Genomic DNA, 798 nt, shown 5'->3' on the forward strand with positions numbered 1-798 from the left:
GCAGGTGCGTAGCGCGGCTTCTATCTCGCCGAGCTCGATACGGAACCCGCGCAGTTTGATCTGATCGTCGTTGCGGCCGAGATAATCGAGTGTGCCGTCCGCACGCCAGCAGGCCAGATCGCCGCTGCGGTACATGCGCGCACCGGGCTGTTCGGCGAACGGATCGGGGACGAAGCGTTCAGCGGTCAGATCGGCACGGCCGAGGTAGCCCCGAGCCACTGCGGTGCCGCCGAGATACAGTTCACCGCGCGCACCGATCGGCAGCAACTGAGCGGCACGATCCAGCACGTACGCCCGGGTGCCCAGGAGCGGGCGACCAATGCCGCTCGGGGTGTCGGCGGCGACGGCCTGGGCGGTGGCGACCACGACGGCTTCGGTCGGGCCGTAGGTATCCAGCAGCGGCGTGCGGGTGTTCTGGACCCAGTGCTGGCGCATGGCCGGTGTCAGCGCTTCGCCGCCGATGATGACCTGACGCACGCAGGTGGGAATGTCCAGCGACTGCGCGCATAACTGCGCCCAGAAGCGGGTCGGTAGATCGACCACGCTGATGTTGGCCTGCGCGCACTGCGCCCAGAACCGCTCGGTGTCCAGCCAGGTATCGTCGCGCAGCACCAGGGTGGCGCCGCAGCACAAGGCGCCGAAGAGTTCTTCGACCGACGCATCGAAGGCCAGTGCGGCAAATTGCAGCACGCGGTCCTGTGGTGCTAGTCGGTACAGGTCGATCAGGGCGTGCAGGCGCGTGGTCAATGCGTGGTGGGAGACCAGCACGCCCTTGGGTTTGCCGGTCGAGCCGGAGGT

1 protein-coding gene is annotated in these 798 nt (G+C 67.5%); it reads right to left on the reverse strand.

Going from position 1 to position 798, the window contains the following annotated elements:
• Nucleotides 1-798: AMP-binding protein (locus XalbCFBP2523_RS15815; RefSeq protein ID WP_045757101.1), on the reverse strand; the 798-nt coding region annotated here is incomplete at both ends.

The sequence above is a fragment of the Xanthomonas albilineans genome (genome assembly GCF_002939705.1).
GTDB classification, from domain to species: Bacteria; Pseudomonadota; Gammaproteobacteria; order Xanthomonadales; family Xanthomonadaceae; genus Xanthomonas_A; species Xanthomonas_A albilineans.